Source organism: Erythrobacter sp. QSSC1-22B, assembly GCF_001678665.1.
GTDB lineage: Bacteria > Pseudomonadota > Alphaproteobacteria > Sphingomonadales > Sphingomonadaceae > Qipengyuania.
In genome coordinates this window covers 141,992-156,560 of sequence record NZ_LZRP01000003.1, presented here as the reverse complement: position 1 = coordinate 156,560, position 14,569 = coordinate 141,992, and the positions used below count along the sequence as shown (strand labels likewise).

13 protein-coding genes are annotated in these 14,569 nt (G+C 66.1%); 9 read left to right on the top strand and 4 right to left on the bottom strand.

Going from position 1 to position 14,569, the window contains the following annotated elements:
* Positions 1–194: 194 nt before the first annotated feature.
* Entirely contained in the window at positions 195–566 is a 372-nt protein-coding gene (locus A9995_RS06750) for a PilZ domain-containing protein (RefSeq protein ID WP_145916840.1), read from the top strand.
* A gap of 6 nt (positions 567–572) precedes the next feature.
* Here the strand turns inward: A9995_RS06750 and A9995_RS06745 are convergent, their stop codons facing one another.
* Positions 573–2,651 carry a TonB-dependent receptor gene (locus A9995_RS06745; RefSeq protein ID WP_082992534.1) on the bottom strand — a complete coding sequence of 693 codons (2,079 nt, stop codon included), beginning with the start codon at positions 2,649–2,651 and terminating at the stop codon, positions 573–575.
* A gap of 95 nt (positions 2,652–2,746) precedes the next feature.
* On the opposite strand from A9995_RS06745, the gene A9995_RS06740 reads away from it, so the two are divergent.
* The 4 genes from A9995_RS06740 to A9995_RS06725 all read left to right on the top strand — a co-directional run bounded on the left by A9995_RS06740 (position 2,747) and on the right by A9995_RS06725 (position 9,126).
* On the top strand, positions 2,747–4,249 hold the full coding sequence (locus tag A9995_RS06740; RefSeq protein WP_067610655.1) for an NAD(P)/FAD-dependent oxidoreductase: 1,503 nt from the start codon (positions 2,747–2,749) through the stop codon (positions 4,247–4,249).
* A 33-nt stretch (positions 4,250–4,282) separates the two neighbouring features.
* On the top strand, positions 4,283–5,041 hold the full coding sequence (locus A9995_RS06735; protein WP_067610653.1) for a molybdopterin-binding protein: 759 nt from the start codon (positions 4,283–4,285) through the stop codon (positions 5,039–5,041).
* A 76-nt stretch (positions 5,042–5,117) separates the two neighbouring features.
* A complete protein-coding gene (locus tag A9995_RS06730; protein ID WP_067610651.1) occupies positions 5,118–8,108 on the top strand; it encodes a DUF2339 domain-containing protein in 2,991 nt (996 codons plus the stop codon).
* Between the two features lie 40 nt (positions 8,109–8,148).
* On the top strand, positions 8,149–9,126 hold the full coding sequence (locus A9995_RS06725; protein WP_067610649.1) for a hypothetical protein: 978 nt from the start codon (positions 8,149–8,151) through the stop codon (positions 9,124–9,126).
* A 44-nt stretch (positions 9,127–9,170) separates the two neighbouring features.
* On the opposite strand, the gene A9995_RS06720 is transcribed toward A9995_RS06725, so the two are convergent.
* The 3 genes from A9995_RS06720 to rplK form a co-directional block, all read right to left on the bottom strand.
* Positions 9,171–9,350 carry a hypothetical protein gene (locus A9995_RS06720; protein ID WP_067610647.1) on the bottom strand — a complete coding sequence of 60 codons (180 nt, stop codon included), beginning with the start codon at positions 9,348–9,350 and terminating at the stop codon, positions 9,171–9,173.
* Between the two features lie 224 nt (positions 9,351–9,574).
* Positions 9,575–10,270: a 50S ribosomal protein L1 gene (gene rplA / locus A9995_RS06715; RefSeq protein WP_067610645.1), complete on the bottom strand. Its 696-nt coding sequence runs from the start codon at positions 10,268–10,270 to the stop codon at positions 9,575–9,577.
* Between the two features lie 2 nt (positions 10,271–10,272).
* The gene (gene rplK / locus A9995_RS06710; protein ID WP_067610643.1) at positions 10,273–10,704 is read right to left on the bottom strand and encodes a 50S ribosomal protein L11; all 432 of its coding nucleotides are present in this window, start codon (positions 10,702–10,704) and stop codon (positions 10,273–10,275) included.
* Positions 10,705–11,367: 663 nt separating this feature from the next.
* Between rplK and A9995_RS16560 the strand changes: the two genes are divergently transcribed.
* The 4 genes from A9995_RS16560 (at position 11,368) to A9995_RS06690 (ending at position 14,528) form a co-directional block, all read left to right on the top strand.
* Positions 11,368–12,156, top strand: coding sequence for a hypothetical protein (locus A9995_RS16560; protein ID WP_145916838.1), 789 nt, complete (start codon positions 11,368–11,370; stop codon positions 12,154–12,156).
* A gap of 326 nt (positions 12,157–12,482) precedes the next feature.
* Positions 12,483–12,695 carry a cold-shock protein gene (locus tag A9995_RS06700; RefSeq protein ID WP_067610639.1) on the top strand — a complete coding sequence of 71 codons (213 nt, stop codon included), beginning with the start codon at positions 12,483–12,485 and terminating at the stop codon, positions 12,693–12,695.
* A gap of 124 nt (positions 12,696–12,819) precedes the next feature.
* Positions 12,820–13,089, top strand: coding sequence for a hypothetical protein (locus A9995_RS17000; protein WP_067611022.1), 270 nt, complete (start codon positions 12,820–12,822; stop codon positions 13,087–13,089).
* 266 nt (positions 13,090–13,355) lie between these two features.
* The gene (locus tag A9995_RS06690; RefSeq protein ID WP_067610637.1) at positions 13,356–14,528 is read left to right on the top strand and encodes a sensor histidine kinase; all 1,173 of its coding nucleotides are present in this window, start codon (positions 13,356–13,358) and stop codon (positions 14,526–14,528) included.
* The last annotated feature ends 41 nt before the right edge of the window (positions 14,529–14,569 follow it).

The window sequence follows — 14,569 nt, the reverse complement described above, 5'->3', positions numbered from 1 at the left end:
CTTCTGAGCTTCTGAGCTTCTGAGCTTCTAGGATGCGCGACCTTGCCACCGCCGCCAGCGTAGCGCGGCGGTGGCAAGACTCGTCCAGTTCTCGGCTCGTCCGGTTGCGGGGTTCGGCCGGTTCCGGGCGCACGCTAACCTCACCTTAAGGCTATCGGGTTTACGCTGATCGCTCGATCAGGGTCGCAAACCGATTGGACGATGCGCGCATCGCACTAAGAATGTTGAACAAAGCCGACGATAGCCAGACACACGAGGCGGCGAACCAACGCCGCGAACCACGCCATGTCGTGCAGGTGGCCGGACGCTACCGCTCGCGTGTGGGGACCGCCCGCGACATCTGGATCAAGGATATCTCCGAGACCGGCTGTCGCTTTTTCGACAAATTCTCGGTCCTGCCGGTCGACAGCAGCATTACCTTCCGGGTGGGCTCAATCGGACCGATCTCGGCGAAAGTGCGGTGGCGCGAGAAGAGCGTGATCGGCATCGAGTTCGAAAACCCACTCTACCCAAGCGTGCTCGAGCATATCATCCGCACCATGGATGAACCCGACCAGGCGGAGTAATCCTGCTCAGAACCCGTAACGCAGGCCCGCCCACACAGTACGCGGCGTCCCCAGATCGATATCCCCGCCCGAATTGCGCGTGACGATCCGCTCGTCGAGCAGATTCTCCCCGCGCAGCACCAGTGCGAATCCGCCCGCCAGCGGTGCCTGCAGATAGGCGCCGAGCGTGGTCGCTGGCGGCAGGCGGTCGGTTTCGACATCGCTTTCGAACTGCGCACCGACATGGCGCAAAGTGGTCGAGATCAGCCAGTCCGCTGCCGGTTCGTAAGTCAGCGTCGCTGCGGCGGCCCAGCGCGGCGTCTGCGAGGGGCGATTGCCGTCGAGCGCAAGCGTGGGACCGTCGCCCACCACCTGCGCATCGGTATAGGCCAGAGTGCCATCGAAGCGTAAGCCGCCGCTCTCGACCCGCAGGCCCGCCTCGATCCCGCGCGCATCGATCGAAGGCAGGTTCTGCCGCTGGCGCAGATTGGGACTGAGGGTGACATTGGCGATGGCGTCCTTCACCCGATTGTCGAAGCCGGTCAGCGCGAGTTCGACACCTGCTACCGGGGACCAGTCGAACCCGAGTTCGAACCCCACCAGCCGCTCGTTCTCCAGCGCCGCATTGGCCTGTGTCACCACGGGGAAGACCACAAAGGGGCGCAGCAATTCGTTGAGCGTTGGCAGGCGCAGCCCGCGGTAGGCTGCGGCGCGCAGCCGCAGCTGTTCGTCAAGCTCGTAGGTCGCGCCGGCACGCCAGGACAGCGTCCAGTCGGAGCGCGCCGGGGTCAGCTCCTCGGTGACCAAAGACCGCGCAGCGTTGCGCGCGATGTAGAAGCCATCGCCGATCTGCGTGCGGTCGAGCCTGAGCCCGCCGGTCAGCACCAGCGGGCCGCTGGTCCAGTCGTTCTCGACGAACAGGCCGATGTCGCTGGTACTGCCGCCGGCGCGCCGGGTCTCGGTCAGCGCGCCACTGAAAGCGCTGTAGGCATCCTCCTGCAATTCGCCCTCGGCGCGGCGGTAGTCGGCACCGACCCTCAGGATGTTGCCGCCGCCGACGGGAGGGCGCAATTCCAGCTTACCGCCGATCCCGGTAGTGGGCGTGTTGCGCTGATCGAGGACGCGGGTGAAGCGGGTGGAACTGATGACAAGATTGGTAAAATTGCGCGTGTGGACATAGGCGAGTGCGTCGAGCGCCCAGGGACCGCGGCCGACCACGCGCAGGCTCGCATCGGCGCCGCTGGCGCTGCTGTCGGCGCCCTCGAAGCGCAGCGTGCGCTGGTCGTCGAACACGAGGCCCGCCGCCTGCAGCTCGAGCGTGTCGCTGAGCGGCGCGACCCCGCGCAAGGCCAGCGACCAGCTCTCGTAGGCGGCGCGCGCCGAAGCCGGAACGCGCTGGTCCTCGGGCGTGGTGAAGAAGCCCGGCCCGCGGTCCCAGCGCCCGCCGACGGTGACGAAGCCCGCCCCCAGCTCCTGCGCCAGCAACGCGGAGGCCTCGGTCCCGCCGCGGTCGTTGACCGCCACGCTCGCGCCCAGCGGCGGCAATATCTCGGGCCCGGCGCTCTCGAGCTCGATCGTCCCCGCCAGCGCGCCCGCGCCGAACGGCCCCGCCCCACCACCGCGCGTCACCCGGATGCTCTTCAGCCGTTCGGGCGCCAGCGCGGTGAAGGGAATATAGCCGAAGAAGGGGTCGGCGACCGGCACCCCGTCGAGCAGCACCAGCGCGCGGCTGGTGGCGTTGCCGCCGAGCGCGCGCAGCGTGACGCCTTGCGCGCTGGGGTTGGACGAGCGGCTGTCCGAGCGCCGGAACTGCTGGAACCCCGCGACCGCGCCAAGCGCCTCCTCGATCCGCCCCGATGGCGCGGTAACGAGCTGCTCGCGCGAAATCTCGCGGCTGGCATAGGCGGTGACAGAAGGGGTGTCGGGCAGGCCTTCGCCGATCACGACGATGGTCGGTGCGGCTCCGGTCTCCTGCGCCCGCGACTCATCCGCCCCGCTCTCTTCGACTTGCCGCTCCTCCGGTCCGGGAACTCCCCGCTCTCCCGACTGCGCGAGGGCGGGACCGGCGAGGCACAGGCTGGTGGCGGCAAGGAAATAGGCTTTCATGCGCCGCCGCTAGCGCAAACGGGTTGCATTGCGCAACGGGGCTGGCGCTGGCGCTGGCGGTGCGTTACGTTCGCGACGGGACTAGGAGAGCAAAGATGACCGAACAGGCCAGCCATTTCGACGTGCTGATCGTGGGCGCAGGGATTTCCGGAATCGGGATGGCCGCGCACATGACCAAGAAGTCGCCCCATGCCAGCTATGCGATCCTCGAGCGGCGCGACAATCTGGGCGGCACCTGGGACCTGTTCCGCTACCCCGGAATTCGCTCGGACTCCGACATGCACACGCTGGGCTTCGATTTCGAACCGTGGAAGCACGAGAAATCGATCGCCGATGCTCCCGCGATCCTCGACTATCTCCATCGCATCGTCGACGAGCGCGGCATCCGCCAGCACATCCGGCTGGGCCACAAGGTCGTCGCCGCCGATTTCGACAGCGCCACCGCGCGCTGGACGGTCCAGATCGAGACCGGGGAAGGCGAGCACAAGCGGCTGACCGCCAATTTCCTCTATCTCGGTTCGGGCTATTACGATTACGATGAGCCCTACGACCCCGGCTTCGAGCTCGGCGAGTTCGAGGGCCAGGTGCTCCACCCGCAATTCTGGCCCGACGATCTCGACTATGCCGGCAAGCAGGTGGTGGTGATCGGCTCGGGTGCGACCGCGGTTACGATCACCCCCTCGATGGCCGACAAGGCCGCCAAGGTCACGATGCTGCAACGCACCCCGACCTGGATGTTCTCGCGCCCGGCCAAGGACAAGATCGCCAATTTCCTGCGCAAGATCCTCCCCGAGGAAACCGCCTACCGGCTGACCCGCTGGAAAAACATCAAGATGCAGGACATCGGCTTCAAGCGCGCGCGCGACAAGCCCGAGAAGGTGAAGGACTTTCTCTACAAGAAGATCGAGAAGGCGCTGGGCGACAAGTTCGACCGCAAGACCTTCACCCCGCCCTACAATCCGTGGGACCAACGGCTGTGCCTGGTGCCCGACGACGATCTGTTCAACGCCATGAAGAGCGGCAAGGCCGATATCGTTACCGGCCATATCAAGGCCTTCGAGAAAGGCGGGGTACGGCTCGCCGACGACCGCTTCCTGCCCGCCGATATCGTGGTCACCGCGACCGGGCTCAAGCTCGCGGTCGCGGGCAAGATCGCGGTTTCGGTCGATGGCGAGAGCGTCGATTTCGCCGAGCGTTTCTACTACAAGGGCGTGATGTTCTCGAACCTGCCCAATCTGGCGGTGGTGTTCGGCTATCTCAACGCCAGCTGGACGCTGCGCGCCGATCTCAATTCCGACTATATCTGCCGCGTGCTCAACGCGATGAAAGCCAAGGGTGCCGATATCGCCATGCCGGTGCTGGCGGACGATCACGCGCTGGTCGAGGACGACATCTTCGATTTTTCCAGCGGCTATATCCAGCGCTCCAAGCAGATCATGCCCAAAAACGCGGTGGCCTATCCGTGGCGGCTGAATCAGGAATATGTGATCGATCGCAAGCGCATGGCGAGCGATCCGGTGGAGGATGGCGTGCTCGCCTTCCGCCGCGCGGGAGCCAATGCGACACAGCAGGAGGAACGGCTCGAAGCGGCGGAGTAGCCAGCGCGCTTCGGGCGAGCTAGGCAAGAGCGCATGAGCGAACGCATCTGGACCGCCGGCCTCGTCGTCATCGGCGACGAAATCCTCTCGGGGCGAACCCACGACAAGAACATCGCGCAGGTCGCCAGCTGGCTTCAGGTGCAGGGCATCCGCCTTTCCGAGGTCCGCGTGGTGCCCGATGTGACCGAGCGGATCGTCGCGGCGGTCGACGCGCTGCGCGAGGACTACGACTATCTCTTCACCACCGGCGGGATCGGCCCGACGCATGACGACATCACCGTCGATGCGGTGGCCGAGGCGCTGGGCGTCGAAGTGGTCATCCACCCCGAGGCGCGCGCTTTGCTCGAGCGGTACTATTCCGACAAGCCGGGCGGGCTGACCGAAGGGCGGCTGCGGATGGCGCGGGTGCCCAAGGGCGCCGAGCTCATCCCCAACCGGATGTCGGGCGCGCCCGGGATCAAGCTGGGCAATATCCACCTGATGGCGGGGGTCCCGCATATCACCGCCGGGATGCTTGATGCGCTCACCGGAACGCTCGAGGGCGGCGCGGTGCTGATCACCGAGACGATCGGCTGCTGGACCGCCGAGAGCGAGGTGGCCGATGTATTGCGCCAAATCGAGCAGGCGCACCCCGCCTGCCAGATCGGCAGCTATCCCTTCTTTCGCGAAGGCAGGGTCGGCGCCAATTTCGTTGTCCGCTCGACGCAAGCGGAGCAATTGGCGAGCTGTGTCGATGCGCTGTGCGACGGGCTGGCCACCGCAGGCTATGATTTCACCCCCGGCGGGATCTGAACCCGCGCTCCGGGCTTCGGCGCTTTGCCCGGGCCCCAAAGCCGGTTAGCGTGGCGGTGAAGAGGGGACGCGAAGCGTGGAATGGCTGGTCATCATCGCGTTGTGCGGCGCCGCAGCCTTACTCTGGCAGCGGCTGACGCGGGCCGAACGCGCGCTGGCTGCGCTGGCGGAGCAGCAGGACCGCATCGACATCGCGCTGGCCGGGCTGACACGCGAAGGCCCGAACGGACAACCGAGCGGCTGGCCAAGCGACAGGTCGAGCGTTGCGGACTCGCTTGCCGAACACCAGCCTGCACCAACCGCAGCACCCGCCGCGGCGCGCAATCCATGGGTCTCGGTTCCCAGCGTCGCGCTGGCGCGCTCCGACCCGGGCGCCAGCGCGCGCACTGAGCCGACGCCCCCGCCCGCTACCGCTACCCCCGCCGGTCCCGATTTCGACGATACCCACGCGGATAGCGAGCCCTCCACCCCAGCGCGCTCATGGCGCGAAAGCTTCGATTTCGAGGACATCTTCGGACGCCGCCTGCCGATCTGGGGCGGCGGGGTCGCGCTGGCGGTCGCGGGTGTCTTCCTCGTGCGCTATTCGATCGAGGCGGGACTGCTGTCCCCCGCGGTGCGGGTCGGTTTCGCCTTCCTGTTCGGGCTGCTGCTGCTGGCGGGCGCCGAACTTGCCTATCGCTATGAGCACCGGGTCGCGGACCCGCGAGTACGGCAGGCGCTGGCGGGTGCCGGGCTGGCGACGCTCTATGCCGGCTTCTATCTTGCGGGCAACCAGTACGGGCTGATGGGCCAGACGCTGGCCTTCGTCGGGCTGGCGCTGGTGACCGCGGGCGCCATCGCGCTGTCGTTCCGCTTCGGACTGCCGAGCGCGGTGCTGGGGCTGGTCGGCGGGTTCGCCGCGCCCGCGCTGGTCGGCGGCGAGGAAGCGAACCTGCCGCTGCTGGCGCTCTATCTCGGGCTGGTGACCGCGGGGCTGACGCTGTCGGGGCGCAGCCAGCAGCGCCCGTGGATGGGGATGACCGCGCTGGTCGGGGGGCTTGGCTGGGGCGCGCTGCTGCTGCTCGCGGGCGATCCCGATTTCGTCGATATCTTGGCGCTGGGGCTCTATTTCATCGTGCTGGGCGCGGTGCTGCCCGCGCTGGCCGGAGCGCAACGGTTCGGGCGGTGGTTGCGGCTGGGCTCTGCAGGGCTCGCCAGCCTCCAGCTCGCGGTGCTGGTCGCGCAGGGCGACCATGCGCCGCTCGCCTGGGGGTTCTACCTGCTGCTCGGCGCCACTCTGGCAGGCCTCGGCTGGCGGCGGCCCGAACTGCGCGAGGCCAATGGCGTGGCCGCGACGGTGGGGGTGCTGCTCTATGCGATGTGGCGTGCGCCCGAGCCGATTATCTTCGCTGCAGTCGGTGCCGGGCTGGCGCTGATCTTTGCCGCGGTGCCGCTGGTGCTGGCGCTGCGCGGTGCGGCGCGGCGGTTCGACCTGTGGCAGATCGCCGCGGTCGCCCCTGCGCTCGCGCTGGTCGCCTATGGCACCTTCGGCCAGTTCGATGCCGATCCGGTCGAGCCGTGGCTGGCGCTGGCGTGTGCGCTGCTGGCGGGTTTCCCGCTGGCTGCGGCGGCGCGGATGGATCGGGCGGCGGCGTCGGTCGATTTCGCGCTGTTGCTGGGTTCGGGGCTGGCGCTGGCCTTTGCCGCGCTGCTGCTGCTGACCCCGGGGTGGAGTGCGCCGCTGCTCGCGCTGCCGGTGCTGGCGCTGCCCGCGTGGCTGCTGCGGAGCGATCATCAGACCGCTGTGGCGAACTTGCTGTGGGCGGGCGCGGGGGTGCTGCTGCTGGTGCTGATCGGCACGCCGCATTTTCTCCCTGAAGTGGCGCATCTTGGCGGCGGGGGCGAGAGCGCTCCCGCATTGCGCGCATTGCTGCGCTGGGCGAGCGCGGCGCTGCCGCTTGTCGCGCTGGCGCTGCTCGACCGGCGCGCTGCGTGGCGGCACGGGGCCGAGGCGCTGGCAGCGGTCGTCACCTATGGCGCGCTGGCGCAGGTGGTGCCCGCCGTCGCGTTGGCATGGTGTGCCGCTGGGCTGGCGATTGCGCTCGCGTGGGGCGCACCCGAGCGGCTGGCGGCGCGGGTGAGCCTGCTGGCCATTGCCCTGCTGTGGGCGCTGGACCCGCTGGGCGAATGGCTGGGGGCCGGGGCGCTCGCGCTGGTGGGGGAACCCTTCTTCGCCGTCGATGCGCCGGACCTGCGCGATTCGCTGACCCGTCTGTTGCCCGCCGCCGCGGCACTGGCGCTGCTCCGCCTGCCGCGGATGGCGTATCGCGGCTGGAGCTGGCGGGCCGAATGGCTCGGCGCGGCGCTGCTGCTGGTCGTGGTCCACGGCCTCTACAAGCAGGTGTTCGCGATCGAGACCCTGACGCGCTTTGGCGAGCTCGGGATGATCGAGCGGACGGTGTGGCAGATCGGCCTGCTCGGCGCGGCCTGGATCGCCGCCGCCGGAGTCCCGCGGCTGGGCGCGAGCCGGGGGCTGGGTATCGGTTTCGCCGCCGCCGCGCTGGCGCATTTCTCAGTGTTCACGCTGCTGTGGCACAACCCGCTGTTCGCGCCGCAAGCAGTTGGCGCGGTGCCGCTGGCGAACTGGCTGACCATCGGCTTCGGCACGGGAATCGCGGCAGCCTGGCTCCTGCGCCGCTGGTCGGGCGAGAAGCTGCGGCCGTGGTTCGACGCCGGCATCATGGCGCTCGCCACCGTGGCCGCCATCGCGCTGCTGCGGCAGGCCTATGCGGGTTCGCTGCTCACCGCCGTCCCGCTGGGCGAGACCGAGGATCTGCTGCGCTCGCTGGTGGGGATCGTGCTGGCGCTGGGGTTCCTGCTGCTGGGCAGCCTGATGGCGCAGCGCAGCTGGCGGGTCGGCTCGCTGGTGCTGATGCTCGCCGCGGTGGTGAAGGTGTTCGTGGTCGATGCCGCGGAGCTGGGCGGGCTGCTGCGGATCGCCTCGTTCGCTGCGCTGGGGCTGAGCCTGATCGCGCTGGGGTGGTTCTACGCCCGCCAATTGTCCGCCCGGCCCGGCCCGGCCGACTAATTCCCCTGTTAACCAAATATTGCTAGAGATATTCACCGTGATGCTGGCCTATATTACGATAGACACCGAGTATTCGTCCGGAATGGTGCGCGAGGCGGGGCGGGATTGCCGGGCGGAAAATCTCGCCTGCGCGGTCTCGGGGCGGACCGGGGAGGGCGAATACGGGCTGGCCTACAAGCTCGACATGTTCAACAGCCACGGCCACCGCGGGGTGTGCTTCGTCGATCCGATGCCCGCATTGCTGTGGGGCGTCGCCGCGATCGAGGATATGGTCGGACCGATTCTCGAGCGCGGGCACGATGTGCAATTGCATCTCCACACCGAATGGCTCGAACTGGCAGACGCCGACCATCCGCTGCTCCGTTCGCTGGGAGGCGCGACAGGGCGCAACATCAAGGACTTCACCTTCGAGCAGCAATGCACGCTGATCGACTGGGCGCGCGACACGCTGGTGAGTGCGGGCGCGCCGCCGCCGGTCGCGTTCCGCGCGGGCAATTACGGCGCCAACGACACGACGCTCAGCGCGCTCGCGCACTGCGGGATCGGCTACGACACCAGCCACACGCCGGGGATCGTCGATGGCGATTGCGCGATCTCGCTGGGGGCGGAGCACCGCGTTCCCTTGCGTCATCAGGGGGTGATCGAGGTGCCGATCGGCTGCATCGCCACGTTGGGCGGGGGCGTACGGCATGCCCAGATCACCGCGCTTTCGGTGCGCGAGATGGTGCGCGCGCTGCGTCATGCGCGCGATGCGGGGACGCAAAGCTTCACCATGGTTTCGCACAGTTTCGAGCTGGTCAATCGCCAGCGCGGCAAGGTCAACCGGATCGTCCGGCGGCGCTTCGAGCGCCTGTGCGAAGCCATCGCGCGGATGAAAGGCGTGCAGACCGGCACCTATGCCGATGCCCCGCCGCCGCTGGTCACGCTCGACCCGACAGATACGCTCGCGCCCGCCGACCCGGTCGCGGAAACGCTGCGGATCGCCGAGCAGGTCGCCTCCAACACGCTCTACGGCTAGCACGCTCTAGGGCCAGGCTCCGCGCACCGGCCTAGAGAACCGGCCTAGAGATCGGCGTCCTTCTGGGGGCTGTCCTCGATGTCCTTGCGCAATTCGCGTGCGCCATGTTCGGCGCGGAGTTTGTTGGTGCGGCTGGCCTGCCGGTTGCGCAGCCAGGCCCAGATGATCGCGCCCAGCAGCAGGATCGGCCCGACGACGGTGGCGATGGCGAGTACGGATTCCATGATGCGTCCTTCATTGCTTCACCCCATCAACGAGCGAGCGGCGCGATTTTTCCGCCAACGGCCAAATCGGCCCTCCCCGCTTCCCGCAGCACCGCCCAGACATCGCAAACCACCCGAGAACACCGCACAGCAAAAAGGGGCCGGAGGTTTCCCCCCGGCCCCTTGTTGTAGAGTGTTGCTGTAGCGTTCACTCCCCGGCGCGGGCCGGAGCAGCGATCCTGAAATCAGGCGCCCTCGACTTCGCCCAGATCGACCTTGAGCCCGGGGCCCATCGTCGAGGTGATCGAGATCTTGCGGACATATTTGCCCTTCGAACCGGTCGGCTTGGCCTTGACGATGGCCTGCGTCATGGCCTCGAAATTGGCCTTGAGCGCGGTGTCGTCGAAGCTCAGCTTGCCGATGCCCGAATGGATGATGCCCTGCTTTTCCACGCGGAACTCGATCTGGCCGCCCTTGGCGTCCTTCACGGCCTGTTCCACATTGGGGGTCACGGTGCCCAGCTTGGGGTTGGGCATCAGGCCCTTGGGGCCGAGCAGCTTGCCGAGCCGGCCGACGACACCCATCATGTCGGGGGTCGCGATGACGCGGTCGTAGTCCATGTTGCCGTTCTGCATGTCTTCCATGAGATCCTCGGCACCGACGCGGTCGGCACCGGCGGCGGTCGCCTTGTCGGCATTGTCGCCGCGCGCGAACACCGCGACGCGGACGTCCTTGCCGGTGCCCGAGGGCAGCGAGACCATGCCGCGGACCATCTGGTCGGCGTGACGCGGATCGACGCCGAGGTTCATTGCGACCTCGACCGTCTCGTCGAACTTCTTGGACCCGAATTCGCGCAGCGTGGCGAGAGCCTCGTCGACCGAATACAGCTTCTCTGCGTCGAGCTCGGCGAGCGTCTTCTGTCGTTTTGTCAGCTTTACCATGATCAGCCCTCCACCACTTCGAGGCCCATCGAACGGGCGCTGCCGCTGATGATCTTGATGGCCTGGTCGATATCGTTTGCGTTGAGGTCGGCCATCTTGGTCTCGGCGATTTCCTTGACCTGGCTCACCTTGATGGTCCCGGCGGAAACCTTGCCCGGCTCTTTCGAACCCGACTTCAGCTTGGCGGCCTTCTTCAACAGGAAGCTGGCGGGCGGGGTCTTGGTGATGAAGGTGAAGCTGCGATCCGCATAGACCGTGATCTTGGTCGGGATCGGAGCGCCCTTCTCGAGCTCCTGCGTGGAGGCGTTGAACGCCTTGCAGAATTCCATGATGTTGACGCCGCGCTGACCCAGCGCGGGGCCGATCGGCGGACTGGGATTGGCGGCGCCGGCGGGCACCTGCAGGTTGATGTAACCTGTAATCTTCTTGGCCATTGTGGCCTCCTGTTCTCACTGTCGCCTGCCCTCGCGAAACACTCGCTACACGGCAGGCTCATGGTAAGCGGTTGAGCGATCCGGCTGGCCGGACCTCCCGCGGTGATTCCCGAAACTGTCGCTTGGGAGGCGCGCCGATAGCGGGGAACGGGGGGATTTGCAAGGGATTGGGGACCTTGCAAAAATGGCCCCGCCGGAGCGGGGCCAAGTTGTTGGACGGAGAGGACGACCGCAGTCACCCCCATTGTTCAGCCGCCTATGCTAGCGCGAGCGCCAGTGCGCGCGGACGGTTTCGAAGCGCCCAAAGCGGATGCGGCAATAGGCCGAGACACGGACCATCACGCAATTTCCTTGCTGTTGGCGAAGGAACATGCGATTCACAGGGTGCAAAGCGAGCGATCACAGCGGTTCCTCCGCTTGGTTGTTCCAGGGGGTCGGCCGCAAGGTCGGCCCTCGTCATTTCGGCTATCGGCTGCCGAGACCGTTTCATTTCCTCATAAGCACCTCACCTCCTTCCAGACGCCCCGATTGGGCTTGCGTCCGGGAGCGTTCCACCACGAGCCAAGCATGAAGTCAACGCAGAATATACCATTCGCCGTTTATTTTGGTGGATTTTTTCTCTTCTGCCCGCTAGGGAATGGCTTGTAGGCAAGGAGAAGTGGCATGTCCCGAATGCGAAGCCCAAGTTACCCGAGCGTTTCTCTCAAGCAAGCAATTGAACTCGTTGAGAAAATACATCAGGCTAACCGGACCAACGTAATCGACCGCCAATCTGCTGCTCGTGATATGGGGTATTCCGGGCTCACCGGGCGTTCTCTTAAAGTTCTAGCCGCTCTGCTCCAGTTTGGCCTGCTAAGTAAGGCTGGCAAGGGTGAAGTGAAGGTAACGCAAACCGCCGTCGATATTTTACACGGTATCGCCCCATTAGATCGGGACGCAGCCCTCTTACGAGCTGGCACATCACCCACGCTCTTCCAAGAACTCCACGAACGTTTTCCTGAAGGTCCCCCATCTGAAAATGCGATCCGATCGTATTTAATCCAACAAGGTTTCGCGGATGTCGCAATTGGCCCAGCCATAACGGCTTATATGGACACCTATCATTATCTGGAGAATATTTCTGAGGGTGAAGGCCTTGTAGATGATGGTGCCGAAATCCCAGAATCAGTGAATTCGGAACCTGGAGGGGCTCCGGCGCTTCCGGCCAAAGCGCCGCTCATGGCGGCTAAGGAAGGCCTTCCCGCTCACGCATTCGCTAGCGGAATTCCCGATCTCAATAAAATCAACATGAACATTCAGGGAGACCGCGTATTACTTAGCGGGTTGCTGGACCTAAAGGGCCTCCGCTTGCTGAAAAAACGCATCGAAAGCCTCGAAACGCTGCTGGAACCGTTTGAGGACGACCGGCCTGTCGCGGCCTTCGACGAAACTAACGAGGAAAGTCGTTCCTAGCCTTCCTCTGCGTTACTTTAGGCAGAACAAGCCGGGGTTGTGCGAAAACCCACCGCCATACTCATGCTCAATCTAAGCTTACGAGCCGGGCTGGGATGCTTCGAGAAAGCCACCAGACGGTTTCATTAGGTAAATCCCGCAAGCTGTGCCATAAGGCTCGGGCAGAAGTCGAAAGTTGCGACACTCCGAAGTTGACGACCGCCGCATGCTCGCAAGAGCCCCGGCGTAAACCAGGCGACGATTCCCTTTCATCTGACGACCAGACGCACGGCCCGATCGGCACTTCCGCCGCCCGGGCAAACCAAGGTTTCTGAAAGGAATCTCCCATGGCCAAATCTGGCACCGTAAAATTCTTCAACGCCGACAAGGGCTATGGCTTCATCCAGCCCGACGACGGCTCGGCCGACAGCTTCGTTCACATCTCGGCCGTCCAGGCTGCCGGCATGCAGACCCTCGACAAAGAGCAGCGTCTGAACTTCGAAGTCGAGCAGGGCCGTAACGGCAAGGAAAGCGCCGTGAACCTCTCGCCTGCCGATTGATTCTCGACACCGCTGCGCGCCGCATTCGCTTCGGCGAGTGCGGCGCGTCGCACATCTGCAGACCACCAAGCATGGTTTGCCGCAAGCCGCCCCCTTCCCCCCCTTCCCGCTGGAGCCCGCCGCGATGAGCCAGACCTTCGAATTCTACCACGCCCGCGCCGAGGAATCCGCAACCGAAGCCAACGCCGCGCAGCTGGACAATGTCCGCGATCGCGCGCTGCGTTCCGAAGCCACCTGGCGCGGTCTTGCCGAGCAGGCCCGCAAGGTCGCCGAAGACCGGGTCAAGGCCGAGCATGAACGCTCGGTCAAACGCGCCGCCGAAGCCGAAGCGCTCGAAGCGCGCAATCTCGAAGATTCGCTGCACGATTCGCTGCAGGACCAGACCGCGCATTGAGCGGTCGGCGGCACGGCCCGGGATAACCCGGCCCGGCCGCCCGATCCCGGCATTCAGCCAGCCCGCCGATCCGGCCCGCGCCGGAACCGCGCCCTAGCCGTCCGCCCCGAGTCGTTCGCCCCGATTTGTCCGCTAGGTACGAACCCTTACTATCGCGGCAATTCGCGATCGGCTAAGCTGTCCGACGTCCTATTATAAGCCACTGGCAATGCCCGCAAAACCGGGCCGTGCCCGACCGATGCGCTCGCACCTTTGGGAGAAGGCGAATGAGCAGTTTTTCCGATATCTGGCAGTATATGCCGCATGGCATGTGTCTGCTGTGGCAGCCGTGGCTGGTGGCGCTGTGGGCCGGTTCGGACCTGCTGATCTTCCTGTCCTATTCGGCGATCCCGATCGCGCTGCTGACGGTGCTCAGGCGCCGCAACGATGTGCCGCATCGCGGGCTGGTGCTGCTGTTCGCCTCGTTCATCCTGCTGTGCGGGATCACCCATGCGCTTTCCATCGTGACGCTGTGGATCCCGATCTATCCGCAACTGGGGCTGGTCAAGCTGGCCACCGGGCTGGTGTCCTTCATCACCGCAGTGGTGCTGTTCCGGATGATCCCGACGCTGGTCGCGCTGCCCTCGCCCGCCGAAATGACAGCGGCCAACGATCGCCTGCGCGACGAGATCGATGCGCACAAGGCCACGCTCGCCTCGCTCGAGGCCAAGGTCGACACCCGCACCGCCGAGCTCAGCCGGGTCAATGCAATCCTGGCGGTGCAGGCGCGCGAGGCGGTCCACCGCAGCAGCAATCTGCTCGCGGTGGTGGCCTCGATCGCGCAGCAAAGCGCGCGTTCGGCGACGACCAAGGACGATTTCCTCGAGGCGCTGCAGGGCCGCATCTGGGCGCTGGCCGATGCCACCCGCACGGTGATGCAGGGCGACGCGGGGCCCGCGAGCGATGTCGACACCGTGGTCCGCATCCAGCTCGACAAGCTGCTCCCCGATATCCGCGAACGCGTGACGATCGCCGGCCCCGAGGTCGCCATCGGCTCCGAGGCGGCGCAGCAATTGAGCCTCGCGCTGCACGAGCTGGCCACCAATGCGCAGAAATACAGCCTCGGCCTGATCGACGAAGCGAGCGTGGATGTTTCCTGGTCGTTCGAAGAGGGATCGCCGGCGGCGGGGGAACCCGATGCGGGCACTTTCCACCTGATCTGGCAGGAGCATCGCGCGGGTCTCGCAAGCGACGCCGTGCAGCAGGCGAGGGGCTTTGGCACCAAGCTGCTCACCAGGGTCATCCCGGCGATGCTGCGCGGCACCGCACAGCGCGAGTTCACCGCCGAAGGGCTGGTCTACCGGCTCGAAGCGCCGCTGTCCGCGATCCGCCCGGTCCCCGCCCAGAGCGGCGAACCGGCGCAGGCCGCCGAGATCGTCGACCGGACGTTCGGGAGTTAGGAAACCGGCGGTAGGAAAAACGGCGGTAGGAAAAACGGCGG

What these genes read in the sequence shown, in the direction of transcription:
- A9995_RS06745 (WP_082992534.1), bottom strand. Translation starts at nt 2,651, where the DNA reads ATGAAAGCCTATTTCCTTGCCGCCACCAGCCTGTGCCTCGCCGGTCCC.
- A9995_RS06740 (WP_067610655.1), top strand. Translation starts at nt 2,747, where the DNA reads ATGACCGAACAGGCCAGCCATTTCGACGTGCTGATCGTGGGCGCAGGG.
- A9995_RS06735 (WP_067610653.1), top strand. Translation starts at nt 4,283, where the DNA reads ATGAGCGAACGCATCTGGACCGCCGGCCTCGTCGTCATCGGCGACGAA.
- A9995_RS06725 (WP_067610649.1), top strand. Translation starts at nt 8,149, where the DNA reads ATGCTGGCCTATATTACGATAGACACCGAGTATTCGTCCGGAATGGTG.
- A9995_RS06720 (WP_067610647.1), bottom strand. Translation starts at nt 9,350, where the DNA reads ATGGAATCCGTACTCGCCATCGCCACCGTCGTCGGGCCGATCCTGCTG.
- rplA (WP_067610645.1), bottom strand. Translation starts at nt 10,270, where the DNA reads ATGGTAAAGCTGACAAAACGACAGAAGACGCTCGCCGAGCTCGACGCA.
- rplK (WP_067610643.1), bottom strand. Translation starts at nt 10,704, where the DNA reads ATGGCCAAGAAGATTACAGGTTACATCAACCTGCAGGTGCCCGCCGGC.
- A9995_RS16560 (WP_145916838.1), top strand. Translation starts at nt 11,368, where the DNA reads ATGTCCCGAATGCGAAGCCCAAGTTACCCGAGCGTTTCTCTCAAGCAA.
- A9995_RS06700 (WP_067610639.1), top strand. Translation starts at nt 12,483, where the DNA reads ATGGCCAAATCTGGCACCGTAAAATTCTTCAACGCCGACAAGGGCTAT.
- A9995_RS17000 (WP_067611022.1), top strand. Translation starts at nt 12,820, where the DNA reads ATGAGCCAGACCTTCGAATTCTACCACGCCCGCGCCGAGGAATCCGCA.
- A9995_RS06690 (WP_067610637.1), top strand. Translation starts at nt 13,356, where the DNA reads ATGAGCAGTTTTTCCGATATCTGGCAGTATATGCCGCATGGCATGTGT.